This window comes from Candidatus Pantoea gossypiicola (genome assembly GCF_008632075.1).
GTDB classification, from domain to species: domain Bacteria; phylum Pseudomonadota; class Gammaproteobacteria; order Enterobacterales; family Enterobacteriaceae; genus Pantoea; species Pantoea gossypiicola.
This window is the reverse complement of record NZ_VWVM01000004.1, coordinates 18,368-35,192: the sequence shown is the minus strand read 5'-3', so window position 1 is coordinate 35,192 and position 16,825 is coordinate 18,368. Positions and strand designations below refer to the sequence as shown.

Below are 16,825 nucleotides of genomic sequence, written 5' to 3'. Positions count from 1 at the left end.
TCGGATAACAATCATGAAAACAACACAGGGTAAACAGGTTGCGCTGGTAGCGGGTGCCAGTGGAATTGTGGGTCAGCAACTGACTCAGGCGCTGGTCGCAGACCAGTGGCAGGTAATCGCGCTGAGTCATCGCTCAGGGTCTGCCACAGACGGCATAGAGACGATTGCGGTGGATCTGCGCGATCGGCTGCAAAGCCAGCAACGGCTGGCATCACTCACCGACGTTACGCATATCTTCTACAGCGCCTGGCTGAATGCTGCTGACTGGGCGGCGATGGTGGGACCGAATCTCACCATGTTGCAGAATCTGGTTCAGGAAATGGAGGATGTCGCCCCCCTTTAGCATGTCAGTCTGATGCAGGGATACAAGGTGTATGGCGCACATCTGGGCCGATTCAAAACCCCGGCGCGGGAAAGCGATCCCGGCGTGCCGGGGGCTGAGTTCAACGCCGCACAGCTGAACTGGCTGAGCGCACAACAGCAGGGTAAAGCCTGGCACTGGAGCGCAGTACGCCCTGGTGTTGTTGGCAGTGACCGGCATGGAAACAGCATGAATCTGGCGCTGAGCCTGGCGCTCTACGCATCGATCTGTCGCGCAGCGCGACTGCCTTTCCGTTTTCCCGGTTCGCCGGAAACCTGGCACAGCATGGTCGATTTTACCGATGCTGAACTGCTGGCCAGTGCCACCCTCTGGGCTTCACGCAGCCCTGACGCACGCAATCAGGCGTTCAATATTAACAATGGTGATCTCTGGCGCTGGAGTGAGCTGTGTTCAGGATTATCGTTTGCTGTGGCGGCAAATCGCCGTGGAGCACGCCTTAATTGAAGCGGATATTCTGGCACTCAGTGACGGTGCTTTCGCTGATTTTGTTTTCGGCTGGAATTACGACATGTTTGGCGACGGCAGTAAGCTGCGGCGGGCAGGCTTTCACGGTTATCGCGCGACGGATGCGATGTTCTGCGATCTGTTTGCCCGCTTTCGGGCGGCGCGCGTTATTCCGTGATGCGTCCGTGAAAGCACAGAGAGCGAGAATATCGCTCTCTGCATCGGGCTGGGTTTAGCGCCCTTTCTTTTTACGTCCCGGCTGGACAAAGCGCTTGCGCGAGGCACCAGCCGCATCCGCTTTTTCAGCGGGTCTGGCACCATTCTTCTGCGGTTTTCTCGCGGTCGACGTTTTAGCCGGAGCTTTGGCTTTCTTCGCGGGTTTGTCTTCTGAAGAGGAGTTCTCCAGCAGTTTAAACAGCTCAACAAGTTCGTCATCGGTGAGGTCGCGCCATTCCCCGAGCGGCAATCCCTTGAGATTGACGTTCATGATGCGGGTGCGCTCAAGCTTCGTCACTTCAAAGCCGAAATGCTTACACATGCGACGGATCTGGCGATTCAGACCCTGTACCAGCGTAATACGGAAGACAAATGGCGCTTCCTTTTTCACTTTGCACTTTTTAGTCACCGTGCCCAGCATCGGCACGCCCGCGCTCATCCCGGCAATAAACTCATCGGTGATCGGCTTGTCGACGGTAACAACATACTCTTTTTCGTGATTGTTACCGGCGCGCAGGATCTTGTTGACCAGATCGCCATGGTTGGTGAGGAAGATCAGGCCCTGAGAATCTTTGTCGAGGCGACCAATCGGGAAGACGCGCTTGCTGTGATTGACGAAGTCGCTGATGTTATCCCGCTCGCCCTCTTCCATGGTGGTGATGATGCCCACCGGCTTATTCAGCGCAATCAGCACCAGATCGTCTTCATCGCGCGGTTCAATCAGCTGACCGTTGACCTTCACCACATCGCCTGCAAATACCTGCGCGCCCACAGAGGCGCGTTTGCCGTTAATGAAAACGTTGCCCTGCTCGATGTAACGATCGGCGTCACGACGGGAGCAGATACCGCTCTCGCTGATGTATTTATTAAGACGTGTTGATGAGCCAGTCAGCATGATTCCTCCAAAAAACGCGGACTATACCTTACCGGCGTGGGCTTGCGAAGTCTTTGCGCGGGAAACTTTTGCCGCATTTCGCCAGCCTTGCCGCAGCAGGCATTTATAGCTCAATCGCCATCGCCATACAGCGCAAGGCACTGCCCGCCAGCTTTGACGGATAGAGACTTTCCCCCAGCGAATGGAAGCCATGCTGCTCATAAAAGCTGACGGCGTTCGGTGTCGACGCAAGGGTCAACTGGTGGTAGCCACGCTGCCGCGCCTCCGCTTTGATGGTGTCAATGATCAGGCCAGCCATTCCCTGTCCAGTGAAATCGGGCAGCGTAAAAATAGCCTCAACACTGGCGGCGGCGAGATCCAGCGAACCCGTAGCCACCGGCGTGCCGTCCGGGCCATCAATCACAAAAAAGGGATTGACGCGGATCATCGCAGGAAAGCTGGCGGGCATGCGGTCCGGCGTCCAGGCCGCGAGCACATCGGGTGGATAGACCTGCTGGCAGCCGTAACGAAGTGCCTGATTTCGGATATTCCATAAACGATGCGCCTCTTCAGGTGATGCCTGTCTGACTATCATTTTCCCCTCCGGCTCTAATCGTGTCGCGCTTCGCTACGTTATCACAGCATGTCCGGCGTTACTGACATTCTGGCACTGTTGCCGTCAATAGCGTGACGGAGTGCATTCGCCGTTCACACCTCCTTCCAGGCATCCCTGCTGCATTGGCAACCCGGTTGTCTCAGCCGTGCCGCATTTGCAACACGACCGGCTCGCCCCAGGCTGTTTACTGCAATAAAAACAGTAAGTTACTTTATGGCACGTTTACTGCTTGGCTTTTCGTTATATCTGAAAGTTTGGAAAAAATGAGTACCACATTAATTCAGCTATATAAGGAGAGACTATGTCCGCTTCACAGCCTTTACAGTTCGCCTACTGGGTTCCGAATGTCTCAGGCGGATTGGTGATCAGTCAGATAGAGCAGCGAACCCGCTGGGACGCCGCCTACAATCGTAAGCTGGCGCAGATCGCCGAACAGGCGGGGTTTGATTATGCGCTGACGCAGATCCGCTTTACGGCCGGATATGGTGCAGATAACCAGCACGAATCAGTCACCTTCTCACAGGATCTGCTCAGTCACACCTCGAGGTTGAAAGTGATCGCCGCGCTGCTGCCTGGCCCATGGAATCCGGTATTAGCGGCAAAGCAGATCGCCACCATCAGCCATCTCTATGGGCCACGTATCGCCGTTAACATTGTCAGTGGCTGGTTCCGGGGCGAATTCAAAGCGATTGGTGAACCCTGGCTCGACCACGAAGAGCGCTATCTGCGCTCAGAAGAGTTTATTCGCTGCCTGCAAGGCATCTGGCGCGAAGAGAACTTTACTTTTGCAGGTGATTTTTATCGCTTTCGCGATTACGCCATGAAACCTAAGCCGTTGTCTCCGTTACCGGAAATTTTCCAGGGCGGCAGCTCACGTGCGGCACGTGACATGGCTTCCCGGGTGTCAGACTGGTATTTCACTAATGGGAATACGCCGGACGGCGTCCGTCTGCAGATCGCGGATATCCGTGAAAAAGCGGCACGCAATCAACATCAGGTCAGAGTGGGACTGAATGGATTTGTGATTGCGCGTGAAAGTGAACAGCAGGCGCAGGCGGTACTTCAGGAGATCATCAGCAAAGCCAACCCGGATGCGGTGAAAGGCTTCCAGCATGAGGTCAAAAATGCAGGCAGTGCCTCACCCGAAGGAGAGGGAAACTGGGCGAAATCGTCGTTTGAGGATCTGGTGCAGTACAATGACGGCTTCAAAACCAATCTGATTGGCACCCCCCAGCAGATTGCTGAACGGATTTTCGAACTGAAGCAGGCCGGTGTCGATCTGCTGCTGCTGGCGTTTCTCCACTTTCATGAAGAGGTTGAGTTCTTTGGCCGCGAAGTGATACCGCGCGTTCGTGAGCTGGAGGCGCAGGCGGCACTGGTCGAAGTGTGAAAACCGCGCGCCCCAGGCGAATTCAACGCTCTGTCGCCACGGCGTAACGAACAACGCGCAACATCGTCTGCCGCAACGTTTCAGACAGCGGCAGACGATCCCTTCACGGCTTTTTGATACAACTTATTATTCAAAAACGGGCGTTAAGCCCGACGTTCCAGGTCACCTGATGGTAGTCGCTGTTACCTGTCACCGCTGAAACGCCGGCAAACGCGTTCACCGATGTGCCAATTGGCACGCTCGCACCCAGAGCCATGTCAATCCAGTTATCATCCCGTGAGCCACTGCTGCGGGTAAAAGCGGTACGGGTCGATTTCAATCCGGCAGTAACAGCAGCGTCGCTGTCACCGAACTGATGGTTGTAGCTGACCTGCGCCCAGGGATTGATCACGAGATCTTTGCTGTCGATACGCCAGCCCACCGAGCCGATTTGGGCGTGCAGCGTCTGGTCACCAAAGCGCATCGAGGTACTGCTGTTGCCCTCTTCCCTGTAGCCATCCACCTGGGTATAGTCGAGCGCATAGCTCGCCATCGGGCCGGTAGTGACATAGCGGCCCAGCGGTAAATCCCAGCCGGTCTGCACCCGCATTCCCAGCACGTTGCCGTCGCTGCTGCCTTTCTCCGTGCGGGTCGCCGGTCCCAGCCTGACCTTACGCTCAATATCATCAAAGTTAAGATCGGCGTAATGGGCATCTGCATTAATCCATCCCCGATCCAGATAATTTAACTGGCTCCACAGCGCCACAAGATTGCCACGTAAACGATAATCAAAGCGCGACGAGGGATCCTGTCGTTGCGAGGTGGCAGAGAGCATTGCACCGGCCTGCCAGTGTTCGGTCAGCTGGTAGCCTACTCCCACGGTGCCGGTCGCGCTTGTCGCATCCCCATCCAGCAGGCTGTCACCGCGGAAATCTCGCTGCTGTCCGGCATAGCCACCGAAAACTGTAAACTCTCCAGCGCTGGCGGGCTGCTGACGCTGCTGTTGCAGATGTCCATCCAGCGTATTCTGCGCATCGCCCACCAGCATCGACGGTGCCTGAATTAGCGCAGCCACCTGCAGCGGCGCATTCAGCACTGACTGAATATAATCGGCGATCAGCGCATGCACTGCCGGGCTGGGATGCAGTCGGTCGGCGAACAGATATTGCTGTGACTGCGAAAATCCTGGCGTCGAGGCGGTGCAGTCCATGGATGAGACGCCGGGCGGACACGCCATGCCCGCCGTGTTGCTGAGCCCATACAGGCGCGGGTTATCAATCACCTCATTAAACAGGCCATTGATATCCACCCGCGCGATATTGCCGCGTGCCGCTACCAGTCCCTGTTCCTCCGCCTGGTTGTACCTATCGGTGAGCGCCGCCGCCTCCTGACTCAGCAACTGCCAGGCGGCGATCAGCTGTTGCGCAAGCGCATCGCGGATCAGCGGAATCGATGAGACCTGACCAGCTGCCTCATTAAGCGCGGTTTCAATCGCCTGTTCTCTGGCGGCACGGTCGGGCGTGGCGGTGGTGCTCAGCGACTGAAACAGCGCTGCGGTGGCAGGCTGCGCGGCCGGACCCAGCACCTGCAGAATCGCCTGAAGCAGCGCGGGCGTTGCCCCGACGTTCGGCACCGTCGGAACAATGACCGTGCCGGCTCCGGCATCCAGTAACCGGCTGACCTGTGAGGCCGCCGCGCTGGCGCTGTTATCCACTATCTGCTGTGCAGCGAGCGGCGCAAGAGCTGCCGCCGCTAAGTCATTGCCGCCAATCCAGTGAATATAGAGTCCGTCCGGATCGGCTCGTCCGTCGCGCGCTGCAAGGTAACGATCAAGCTGATCCTGCGTATTGAACAGCGGATTGATCGCGGGCACTGCGACGGCACCGCCCTCGGCATAGTTGTTACCGCCCTGGGTTGAAGGACGCAGCGTGTCGCCCAGCGACTGCGCCAGGATCTCGTCATAGAGCGGATGGGTCGCACCATCATAAGTAAAGCGTCCTACATTTCCGCCATCGCTCAGGCTGTCGCCAAAGACGGTGAGATCGCTCCATGCCAGCGCAGGCAGCGGCGACAGGAGGCTCAGGGTGGCACAACAGAAAAGGTATTGCGCGTGAAGGGGTTTCATCAGCAGCTCCGCACAAAACAAAGTGAGTGAGAAAGAGTAAAAGCCGCACCCGGAGGCACAGCACGCTGTAAGCGTAGTCGCCCTGATAAACGGGCTGATGAAAAGACGCGATCGCGCTCGCAAAGCGGAGAAATTTGACTTAAAGGTGAGCCAGTTTTTACCGGAAAACTCCGGTCATGACGCAGTTAAGCAGGCTACTTTTTGCTGGCAGGTTTTAGCCCGCGGTTGAAATCCTGTAACCGTTTCATGGTTTTAACCGTGCGCTGCGGCAGCGCCGAAGCTACCGACAGGATCAGCATCTCCAGACAGACCATAATGGTGCCGTGCAGCGGAATCCTTCCCTTCTCGCCACCGCGAGGCACATTGATCACCACATCCGCCTCGCGTGCAAAAAAAGAGTCGGTGGCGTTGGTGAGCAGAATAATCGGGATATCCAGCCGTTTCGCCTCTCGCACTACGGTGGTCCCTTCCCGGTGCGCCGACTGTTGCGCCATCATTATCAGCACATCGCCACGCTGTAGCGCCAGCATCTGCTCTGCCAGCGCAATCCCGGCGCGATTAAGCGAAAAGGCGGGCAGGCCGATGCGGTTCAGCAGCCGCACGCTGTAGTCGGCCAGAATCCCTGAGGCGTTAATGCCAAAAATAGCCACTTCCCGCGCCTCACTCAGTAGCGCCACGGCGTCTGCCATCGCCACCCGGTTCTGCGGCTGCGACAGCACCTCACAGGCATGCCGGTGGCCCGCAAGTACAAAGTCGATGGCGCTGTTTACGTCACTGGTCACCTCACTGACCGTGGTGATCATCTTATCTTCCGAGGTCAGCGAGGCACCAAACCAGCTCCTGAGCGTCTGTTTAAGGTCGCGCAGCCCGCTAAATCCCAGTGCCTGAATAGCACGAATCACGGTGGCATCAGAGGTAGCATTCGCCACGGCGATTTCCATCGCCGTGCTTTCAAGTACCGTTTCACGCTGTTGATCGATATAACGCGCCACAGCCAGCAGACGAGGAGAAAGCTGCTTTTCGCGGGCGCGAAGACGCTCTGCCATTACATCCACCCTGTTTTTACCTGGCCGGTTCTGTTTCATGTTGTTCCTGCTGCTCGCGTTACAGGTCCGAAAGGCTTATTACCGATCGGGTTAATGGAGGACATTTCACAGTAAAAAATGTAGTGAAAGCGTGATGCCATGCTGGATTTCACCTGCAAATGATAGGGTTTAAAAATATCCTGTCATCTCGACATGAAATAATAATTATTATTTTCAATAAAATAAATCAGTCGCCTGAACTGTGAGCCATTAAAAATCGATACGGCAAAAATGTAGTAAATTCTGTTCAAATTATATTTACTACTACACTACCGAATGTTTGAATGATTATCAATTACAGATGAGAAGCATTGTCGTCCGGGCAACATAATGATGTCTGAAACCGAATGCCGTTCTCTTCTGCTTATAGCGCTGCATATTGCAGACCACCTCCAGGGAAGCCCTGTATAACAGCCAGTCATCAGGGCGAATTTGCTTCAGAAACTGCCAGAAACAGACACGAAAAGAAAAATGAAAAACAGAGACTCGCGATATCCGGCCCGGCACCCCGCTCTGGTCGTGGCGATTTGCGGAAGCATGATGATGCCGCAGGTCAATGCAGCCGCCGACAGCGCCTCGGATATAACCGTGACCGCCGATGCTAACTCAGAGGGAAATTACAGCGCCAGCGAGAGCAGCGTTACCAGCAAAATGCCGACGGCGCGACTCAATGAGGCGCAATCGGTCAGCGTGGTGACACAACAGCAGCTGGAGGATTTCCAGGCCAGCTCACTGGCGGATGCGATGCGCTTTGTCAGCGGCGTTTCAGAGGCCAACACGCTGGCGGGTACCGAAGATGGCTTTGTACGACGCGGTTTTGGCAGTAACGCTGATGGGTCGGTCTACCGGGATGGCATCCGCAGCAGTCAGGGGCTCAATTTTGATGCCACGACCGAACGGGTTGAGGTGCTGAAAGGCTCCTCCTCGCTACTGTATGGCATTCAGAATCCGGGCGGCATTATCAATGTGGTCAGCAAAAAACCGCAATACAGCTGGCACTCCAGCGTTACCGGACGTTATGTCAGTGAAGGTGGCGGTGCAGGTACGCTGGATGTCACCGGCCCGCTGGGCAATGGTTTTGCCTTCCGGCTCATCGCCGAAAAGCAGAATCAGGATTACTGGCGCAACTTTGGCAGCGAAGAGCACACGCTGCTGGCACCCTCTCTGCAATGGTTTGGCGAGCAGGCCAGCTTTCTGATCAGCTATGCCGACTACCGTTATGACATTCCCTACGACCGCGGCACGGCCTTTATCGACGGCAGGCCGATCGATATTGCTTACAAAGATCGTCTGGATGACAAAGCCAACCACGCCTGGGGCCATAACAAAACGCTGAATGCCCACTATGACTGGCAGTTTAATGATGAGTGGCGCACCCGGCTCACCCTGGGCTGGAATCAACGGCGCTATGACAACAATGAGGTGCGCGTAACGGCGGTCAATGCCAGCACGGGCGTGGTGACTCGTCGCGCCGATGCCAATCGCGGATTTAACCACAAAACCAAATATGTGAGCTGGGATCTGCTGGGCAACCCGGAGATTCTGGGCATGCAACATGCACTTGTGGCAGGCACTGATTATGAGATGAATCAGACTTATCGCGCCCATCAGTATCAGGGTAAGGTCAACCGCCAGTTCAACTACTTCAATCCCGACTATGACATGCTGTCACCGGTTACAGATGACAGCACTGAAAACACTACCGGGGCCAACAACCTGAACCGTATTCATAGCCGATCACTCTACGCCAAAGACAGTATTTCACTCACACAGGACTGGATAGTGGTGCTGGGCGGCCGTTATCAGCATTATGAACAGCGCGCCTCCCGCGGCGTTAATCCCCAGTCAGAAATTCTGAACGATGAGGGCAATAAGTTTCTGCCGCAGGCCGGGGTGATTTACAAACTCACGCCTGACCTCTCTTTCTACACCAGCGTCAGCAAATCGTTTACGCCATCCACCGATGTGGATGATGACGGTAATGTTGGCAAGCCGGAACAGGGTACGAGCTGGGAAGTCGGCAGCAAATGGCAGCTATCGCCGACACTGCTGGCAACAGTGGCGCTCTACCGGATTGATGAAAAAGCGATGTCGCTGAACATCAATGGCAGCACGCGAGCGATTGATAAAGCCCGTTCGAGCGGCGCTGAATTTGAGCTTAACGGTGAAATCGCACCCGGCTGGGATTTGAGTGCGAACTACAGCTATGATCAGGCAGAGATCGTCAGCGACCGTGTGAATCCGGATAACAACGGCAATCGCCTGCAGAATGCGCCGCGTCATGCCGGTGCGCTCTATCTGAGTCATGATATGCAGATCACCGCCCTGCCCGGCACGTTCAGGCTCGGCGGCGGTGCGCGCTATGTCGGCAGCCGTGCGGGCGATCCTGATAACAGCTTCACCCTGCCCGACTATGTAGTGGCAGACAGCTTCGTGGTATGGAACAACCGCCTGTTCGGTGAAAAAACCCAGCTGCGTCTGAATATCAATAATCTGTTTAACCAGCACTACTACAGTTCAAGCGGCGGCAATTTGCGCGTCCGTGAAGGCGAAACCCGTAACCTGGTGGTACAGGCCCGTGTTGAATTTTAACTCGCTACGCGCAGTGCTGCTGACGATCACCGTGATGCTGTTCAGTGCTGGCGCACATGCCCGAACACTGACCGACATCACCGGTCGCCAGGTCACGATTCCCGACCATCCGCAGCGCATTGTGCTGGGTGAAAGCCGGATGCTCTACAGCGTCGCGCTGCTGACGCCCGGTAATCCGCTGCAGCATATTGTCGGCTGGCCGCAGGATCTGAAAAAGTACGATCCTCAAACCTGGCAGATTTTTGCCCGCCAGTTTGCGCAAATGGAGACGATTCCCGTGGTGGGGCTGGATGGCGTTAACGATATGAACTCCGAACAGGTCATCGCACTTAAACCCGATGTGGTGATCCTGCCGCAGCTGGCGCGCGACAGTGAAAACAGCGCCGTGCTGGAGAAGATGCTCGCTGCGGCGCATATCCCGGTGGTGAAGATCGATCTGCGGGTTAATCTGCTGAAAAACACCGAGCGCAGCATCACTTTGCTGGGTGAGGTGCTAAATCAGCCGCAGCGCGCGGCTGAGTTTAATCACTTCTACCGCAGCCACATGCAGCGCATTGCCGATCGGCTGGCGGATTATCACGGCCCGAAACCGTCCGTGCTGTTACAGTTACATCTTGGACGACGCAGCGAATGCTGCGTCACCTCGGTGAATGGCAATCTGGGTGAGCTGCTGACGTTTGCTGGTGGCAATAACATCGCCAGCCAGCAGATCAAAGGCGTGTTCGGACGGCTGAGTGAGGAGAGCGTGATTGTGGCCCAGCCGGAGTACTACTTTGCCACCGGCACCGGCAGCGCCGATGAGGTGAGCGCGCTGAAGCTCGGCCCCGCCGTCACCACGCTGCAGACCCGGCAGAGCCTGCTGGCACTGACCGGTCAGCAGAATGCGCTGAAGCAGCTGACCGCGCTACGGGAGGGGCATACCGGAGCTATCTGGCACAACTTTTACCTGAGTCCGTGGCACGTCGTAGCGACCGAATTCTTTGCTACCACGCTCTATCCGCAGCTGTTCCGCGACGTCGATCCCGAGCAGACGTTACAGCAGTTGTTTCGTAATTTCCTGCCTATCCCTTATTCCGGCAGCTATCTTTATCGGCTGGCCCCTGAGAAGACGGCGGGCTCAGGCAGTTGACTGCCCGTTATTCTTCACCCGGACGATATCGGCCATGACCGACACCGCAATCTCCGCCGGGGTCTTGCTGCCGATAGGCAGGCCGATGGGCGCATGGATGCGGTCCAGCTCGGCCCGATCCATCCCGGCGAACTGTTGCAGACGTGCCCGTCGTTTCTCACTGTTTTTCGCCGAACCCATGATGCCGATGTAGAATGCGGGGGTTGCAATCGCCTCCATCATCGTCAGGTCATCAATGCGCGGATCGTGGGTCAGTGCCACAATCGCCACCGCGGCGTGCGCCCCGTTCAGCTCCAGCCAGCGCGCCGGATGCTGTGACACCAGCGTCACGTTATCCGCGTCGCTGAAGTGACTTTCCAGCTCCGTTCGCATTTCCGGTCGGTGCTCACAGACCCGCACGTGAAAGCCCAGCATCTGTCCCAGCCGGATGCACTCATGTGCCACGCTGGAGTAGCCCGCGATCAGGAGTTCCGGAATCGCGCCTACCGGCAATAACATTTGCTGCTCGCTGGCATCCAGTGCGGGCAGCCTCCTGTCGGCGGCTATCGCCTCCCACTGCGCGCGCTCGCCTGGCCGTATTATTTTTACCAGCGGCTGTTGCCCGCTCAGCGCACGCTGCATCGCCGTCAGCAGCGCCAGCGTGGCATCATCGGGCGGCAAAAACTCAATGACGATTTCCAGACTGCCGCCGCACGGCAGGCTGACGTCAGGACGCATCCCGCCCTCACCGTAGCGTACCCGCTGACTGCTGGCGCGATACGCCCCCGCCGCCAGCTGCGCCAGAAAGTCCTCTTCGATGCAACCGCCTGACAGCGATCCGCAATACGCGCCGGTTTCGTTAACCGTCATAAGTGTCCCGGGTGCGCGCGGCGAAGAGCCATAGGTGCGCAGCACCGTGCAGAGCCAGACCTGCTGGCCCGCCTGGCAACTGCTCAGTGCTGCATTAATCACGCGTTGATCCAGCGTTATCATGAAAATTCCTTTATCAGCTGCAGATCAGAAGGGAAATCGATATCACAGAGGCAACCGCGATCGTGAAGCTCCAGCGGGACGGCCTGTGACTTCACTATCGCCTGGCGTCCGGCATCGCCCTGTAACGTGCTCAGTACTGGGAAATAGTGATTCTGAAAACCCACCGGATGGCCCGGCTTGCCCTCAATAAATGGCCTGACGATCGGCGCATGCGCCAGCGCGGTACTGACGGCGCGGTAACTTTCGGGCGTCACAAACGGCATATCGCCCAGCGCAATCAGCCAGCCGTCGTAGTCACGGCTGGCATTCACGCCCGCCGTGATGGACTCGCCAAGCCCGCCGCTGTCGCACAGCACGACAGTCGCCCGCGAGCAAAGCGACTGGATTGCCAGTGCGTCGGGACGGGTCACCACGAACAGGTCAAGCCCGCTGGCAGCGGCCTGCTCCAGCGTGCGCTGCAATACCGCTTTGCCTTCAAGATCAGCCAGCAGCTTATGCCCGCCCGCCTGCTGGCGAAAACGTTGACTCAGCCCGGCGGCCAGTACAATCAGCGCAATCTTCACTCTCTTTCTCCGCTATGCGTGAAAAACGGGCGCAGGCTTAGCCCGCGCCCGCATAACCACAGTCCGGCCTGCTGGCAGCAGGTCAGGAACCGGTTCAGATAAGCTTGTCGAGCGTAATCGGCAGGTCGCGCACGCGCTTGCCGGTGGCATGGAACACCGCATTACTGATCGCTGCCGCAACGCCGACAATACCCAGTTCACCCACCGGTTTGCCGCCCATTGTGGTCGCCTCGAAATCAGGCTCGCCCACGTTGATGGTCGTAATGCTCGGGATGTCGCCATTAACCGGCACCAGGTAGTCTGCGAGGTTATTATTGATTACCCGACCGTTACGCGGATCGACGATGCCCTCCTCCATCAGCGCCTGACCCACCCCCATGATCATGCCGCCAATCCACTGGCTGCGCGCCAGTTTCGGGTTATAGAGACGACCGCTGTCGAGCGCTGCCACCATCCGTTTAACCCGAATGGTACCGAAATCTTCATCGACCCGGACCTCAACAAACTGCGCACTCCAGCTATGGGCAGAGAATTTTTCGGGGCGGGTGCCGTCATTAAGATTACGCACCATCTTGTCGCGCTCGCTTTCTGACATATCGTCCGGGAAGGTGCCGCCTTTCACGGTGAGACTCTCCGCCGGGGCCAGCGTCGCCAGCTGAGCAAAGGAAACGGCGAGATCGCTACGCTGATTATGCTGTACCCCGTTGCCTTTCAGCGTGAGCTGAGACGCAGGCGTGCCTTTCAGTGGCGACTGTGGCAGTTCACTGGCCAGCTTCAGCAGCTGATCGCGCATCCGTTTGGCCGTGTCGTTCACCGCCGCGGTCACGTTACCCGCCAGCTGCGATCCGCCCGCTACACCCGCGCGCGGCAGCTCGGTGTCACCCAGCTCTACTTCAATGGTGGTAGAGGCGACACCCAGAATGTCCGCAGCGGTCTGCGCCAGAATGGTATAGGTCCCGGTGCCGATATCTGCACCACCGCACTGCACCACAAATTTGCCCTGCGGCGTCAGGATAATTTTCGCTTCAGCAGGAAGTTTGTTGACCGGATAGGTGCCGGAGGCCATGCCCCAGCCAATCAGTTCACGCCCTTCGCGCATTGAGCGCGGCGTCATGATGCGATTGTCCCAGCCAAAGGCTTCTGCGCCTTTCTGATAGGCTTCTTTCAGACGGCGAGAACTCCACGGCAGGTCGAGCTGATAATCTTTATCTGCCCAGTTGCGCAGACGCAGCTCCAGCGGATCGATGTTCAGGGCATAGGCCATCTCATCCATCGCCACTTCCAGTCCAAAGGCACTTGGATTTTCACCTGGTGCGCGCATCCAGCCTGGCGTCACGGTATTGATTGGCCTGACCTGATGCCGGGCGGAGACATTGCCTACCGCATACATGCGGGCGGTGACTTTGCTGCAGTTCTCGGCAAAGACGTCGATGAGTGACGTTTCACTGAAGCTGCGCTGGATAATCGCCTGGATTTTGCCGTCGCGCGATGCGCCCAGCTCCAGCTGCTGCGAGGTCGCCGGACGCCCGCCAAGCCCGGTGAACGTCTGCGGGCGGGTCAGTGACACTTTGATTGGGCGCTGCAGTGCCCGCGAGGCGACTGTCGCCAGCGCAACGTGGGTGTAAGGCACCGGCTTAGAGCCAAATCCACCGCCGACATACGGTGAGATGATCCGCACGTTTTCCACCTCAATGCCCATCCATTCGGCAATTTCCACCTGCGCGCCGGCTACCCACTGGCTTGGCTCCCAGACGGTAATGCGCCCATCCTGCCACTCCGCCACACAGGCGTGCGGCTCCATCGGCATGTTGTATTCACGCGGAGTGGTGTAACGCTGGCTCAGGCGTACCTCAGCCTGCTGCATAGCCGACTCGGCATCGCCGATATCGATATCTTGCTTCGGGAGCGGTTTCGGCTCCACGCCCTCATCGGTAGCAAAAATCAGTGCATCGGACGTTTCATATTCAACTTCCACCAGCGAGGCGGCATAGGTCGCCTGCTCAAACGTTTCGGCGACAACCAGACCAATATTCTGACCGTTGTGAATAATCACATCGTCCTGAATCGGGGTGTAGGTTGACTGCGCCGCGCCGCCATCGGCAATCGCCGTGGGCTTGTTGATCTTCAGCGTATTCAGATGGGTATACACCGCCAGCACGCCTGCGGCCTGCTGCGCCTTTTCCGTCGACATGCGGCTGATGCGGCCGCTGGCAACCGTAGACTGGATCACCACGCCGTAGAGTGGATTTTCCGGCTGATGTTCAATCGCATAACGCGCTTCACCGGTAACTTTCACTTTACCATCGCCACGCGAGCGGGCAGCGCCCAGGCCTTCAACCCGGGTGTCTGCCGCTGAGTTCGCGTTGATCACATCCGGACGCGCTTTGTCGTTTACTTCACTCATGCGGTTTCTCCTGCTGCCATTAGCGCGCGTGCAATGACTCGCGGTGCCAGTTTTACTTTGTACGCGTTGTGGGTCAGCGCCTGCGTCTCCTGAATAATCCGTTCTGCCGCCTGAAACACCCTCTCTTCATTAAACGGCTGCCCTTCCAGCGCCTGCTCGACCGATCGGACGCGCCAGGGTTTGGTCGCGACGCCGCCGAGCGCGATATGCACGTCACGCATCACGCCGTTTTCCAGCGTGAAGCCTGCGGCCGCGCTGGCTGCTGCAAACTCATAGGAGCTGCGGTCGCGGACTTTGAGGTAGTGTGAGTGCCGGAGTGACTCAGTTTGTGGCACGTCAATGGCCACAATGATCTCGTCATCGCGCAGATCGTGCTCACGATCAGGCGTGTCGCCCGGCAGCAGGAAGAAGTCATCAATTGCGATGCGGCGGGTTTCGCCCTGCTGATTCTGCAGAACGACAATGGCGTCAAACGCCACCAGCGCAACCGCCAGATCGCCGGGATAGACCGCAATGCAGCTGTCGCTGGCACCCAGAATCGCATGATTGCTGTTAACGCCATCCAGGGCGGCGCAACCGGAACCGGGATTGCGTTTGTTGCAGGCCGGGAACGTTGCCGGGTCACGGTAGTAGTTACAACGGGTGCGCTGGCGTAAATTCCCGCCCAATGACGCCATATTACGAATCTGCGGGGATGCAGCCTGCCACAGGCTGCCATAGATGGCAGGTGCATTCTGCTGGCAGGCGGGATGGTCGGCCAACTGGCTCATGGTCACCAGTGCACCGGCAGTGATTTTTTCGTCGTCAAATTGCAGGTTTTTAAGCGCCGTTATCCCGCTGATGCCAATTAACTGCGGAGGCGTGAAGACGCCGCACTTCATCAGATCGAGCTGCGTCGTGCCGCCCGCCAGCAACTGGCTGCCGGGCTGCTGTTTCAGAGTGGCAGCCTCTTCAGGTGACTGCGCAACTTTCCAGCTGAATTCATTCATGCGGACTCCTTCGCCATCTCAGCAGCGGCCTGTTTAATCGCATCGACGATGTGCGGATAAGCGCCACAACGGCAAAGATTACCGCTCATATATTCCCGAATCTCATCTTCAGAACCGGCATGACCTTCTTTGATGCAGGCAACAGCAGACATGATCTGACCCGGCGTGCAATAACCGCACTGGAAGGCATCCTTCTCCATAAAGCAGCGCTGCACCGGATGCAATTCACCTTCGGTGGAAGCCAGTCCTTCAATGCTGGTGACGTCAGCACCATCCGCCTGGGCTGCCAGCGTCAGGCAGCTCAGCACCCGCTGACCATTAATCAGTACGGTGCAGGCACCGCACTGTCCCTGATCGCAGCCCTTTTTGGTGCCGGTCAGATTAAGATGCTCGCGCAGGGCGTCGAGCAGAGTAACTCGCGGATCGATCTGCATCTGTTGCGACTGACCATTGACCTGCATTGTTAGCGATATTTTTTCCGACATTGTCTGCTTCCCCTTGTTGGAGGCTAAAAGATGGTTTTTTATAGGTTTTGTTCTGACGGGAGTTAAATCGGGGAAAATCGTGATAACCCTAATCTTTACGCGCGTATCTGTGTCTTAAGGTTTAGCAGCTTTTTAGCAATCTGGCGGGCATGTCGGGAAAAAGTCAGCGTTATCCGAGGCAAAAAGGCAAGCACAGCGCTATATAACATTAGCTATAGCGAATTCATTTTATTGAATTTAAAGGATATATTACTTGATTTTTCCAGCCTGTATCGCTTACAGGATTGATGTGGCCGCCTCACTAATTTTTCCACAAATGGCAGCCCCGACATCATCCGCCAGTCGCAGTGGCAAGGCTGATAGCAGGCGGAATGAAAAGGCTGATCACCTGATGACGCCAGCTCTTGCAGAAGAACTGGCGCGTTCAGGTGTGCTTAATCAGACATGTTTCAGATGAGAAGTCTGGTCAGAAAGAGGGTCTCTGGCGGATTGATATGCCAGTCTTTTCTAAAGGCTATACATGTCCTCTGCGAGAGTGGCAGAAATGCTCAAACCCTTCCTGTGTCAGCGATACTGGCCG

The 16,825-nt window shown here is 57.0% G+C and carries 12 protein-coding genes and 1 pseudogene; 4 read left to right on the top strand and 9 right to left on the bottom strand.

Going from position 1 to position 16,825, the window contains the following annotated elements; all coding sequences use genetic code 11:
- The first annotated feature begins 13 nt into the window (after positions 1 to 13).
- Positions 14 to 1,004 (top strand): annotated as a pseudogene (locus F3I20_RS06360) (SDR family oxidoreductase).
- A gap of 54 nt (positions 1,005 to 1,058) precedes the next feature.
- Here the strand turns inward: F3I20_RS06360 and rluF are convergent.
- Positions 1,059 to 1,937, bottom strand: a complete 879-nt coding sequence (gene rluF / locus F3I20_RS06355; protein ID WP_150011719.1) for a 23S rRNA pseudouridine(2604) synthase RluF — start codon at positions 1,935 to 1,937, stop codon at positions 1,059 to 1,061.
- Between the two features lie 103 nt (positions 1,938 to 2,040).
- The gene (locus tag F3I20_RS06350) at positions 2,041 to 2,511 is read right to left on the bottom strand and encodes a GNAT family N-acetyltransferase (RefSeq protein ID WP_150011721.1); all 471 of its coding nucleotides are present in this window, start codon (positions 2,509 to 2,511) and stop codon (positions 2,041 to 2,043) included.
- Between the two features lie 322 nt (positions 2,512 to 2,833).
- Between F3I20_RS06350 and sfnG the strand changes: the two genes are divergently transcribed.
- Entirely contained in the window at positions 2,834 to 3,922 is a 1,089-nt protein-coding gene (gene sfnG / locus F3I20_RS06345; RefSeq protein ID WP_150011723.1) for a dimethylsulfone monooxygenase SfnG, read from the top strand.
- 130 nt (positions 3,923 to 4,052) lie between these two features.
- Here sfnG and F3I20_RS06340 read toward each other — a convergent pair whose 3' ends face one another.
- Together F3I20_RS06340 and F3I20_RS06335 are read right to left on the bottom strand one after the other, a co-directional pair.
- Complete coding sequence (locus F3I20_RS06340; RefSeq protein ID WP_150011725.1) at positions 4,053 to 6,026, bottom strand: autotransporter outer membrane beta-barrel domain-containing protein; 1,974 nt, start codon at positions 6,024 to 6,026, stop codon at positions 4,053 to 4,055.
- Between the two features lie 194 nt (positions 6,027 to 6,220).
- Positions 6,221 to 7,111 carry a MurR/RpiR family transcriptional regulator gene (locus F3I20_RS06335; RefSeq protein WP_150011727.1) on the bottom strand — a complete coding sequence of 297 codons (891 nt, stop codon included), beginning with the start codon at positions 7,109 to 7,111 and terminating at the stop codon, positions 6,221 to 6,223.
- 471 nt (positions 7,112 to 7,582) lie between these two features.
- On the opposite strand from F3I20_RS06335, the gene F3I20_RS06330 reads away from it, so the two are divergent.
- The gene (locus F3I20_RS06330; RefSeq protein WP_150011729.1) at positions 7,583 to 9,703 is read left to right on the top strand and encodes a TonB-dependent siderophore receptor; all 2,121 of its coding nucleotides are present in this window, start codon (positions 7,583 to 7,585) and stop codon (positions 9,701 to 9,703) included.
- A gap of 34 nt (positions 9,704 to 9,737) precedes the next feature.
- Positions 9,738 to 10,832: an ABC transporter substrate-binding protein gene (locus F3I20_RS06325; protein WP_223811681.1), complete on the top strand. Its 1,095-nt coding sequence runs from the start codon at positions 9,738 to 9,740 to the stop codon at positions 10,830 to 10,832.
- Here F3I20_RS06325 and F3I20_RS06320 read toward each other — a convergent pair.
- The 5 genes from F3I20_RS06320 to F3I20_RS06300 all read right to left on the bottom strand — a co-directional run bounded on the left by F3I20_RS06320 (position 10,821) and on the right by F3I20_RS06300 (position 16,221).
- Positions 10,821 to 11,804 carry an XdhC family protein gene (locus F3I20_RS06320; RefSeq protein WP_150011733.1) on the bottom strand — a complete coding sequence of 328 codons (984 nt, stop codon included), beginning with the start codon at positions 11,802 to 11,804 and terminating at the stop codon, positions 10,821 to 10,823. The genes F3I20_RS06325 and F3I20_RS06320 overlap by 12 nt on opposite strands.
- Complete coding sequence (locus F3I20_RS06315) at positions 11,801 to 12,367, bottom strand: nucleotidyltransferase family protein (RefSeq protein WP_150011735.1); 567 nt, start codon at positions 12,365 to 12,367, stop codon at positions 11,801 to 11,803. Before F3I20_RS06315 ends, F3I20_RS06320 begins: the two co-directional genes overlap by 4 nt.
- A 94-nt stretch (positions 12,368 to 12,461) precedes the next feature.
- Complete coding sequence (locus tag F3I20_RS06310) at positions 12,462 to 14,771, bottom strand: xanthine dehydrogenase family protein molybdopterin-binding subunit (RefSeq protein ID WP_150011737.1); 2,310 nt, start codon at positions 14,769 to 14,771, stop codon at positions 12,462 to 12,464.
- On the bottom strand, positions 14,768 to 15,760 hold the full coding sequence (locus tag F3I20_RS06305; protein ID WP_150019468.1) for an FAD binding domain-containing protein: 993 nt from the start codon (positions 15,758 to 15,760) through the stop codon (positions 14,768 to 14,770). The genes F3I20_RS06310 and F3I20_RS06305 overlap by 4 nt, the downstream gene beginning before the upstream one ends.
- Positions 15,757 to 16,221, bottom strand: a complete 465-nt coding sequence (locus F3I20_RS06300; RefSeq protein ID WP_150011783.1) for a (2Fe-2S)-binding protein — start codon at positions 16,219 to 16,221, stop codon at positions 15,757 to 15,759. Before F3I20_RS06300 ends, F3I20_RS06305 begins: the two co-directional genes overlap by 4 nt.
- Positions 16,222 to 16,825: the final 604 nt, after the last annotated feature.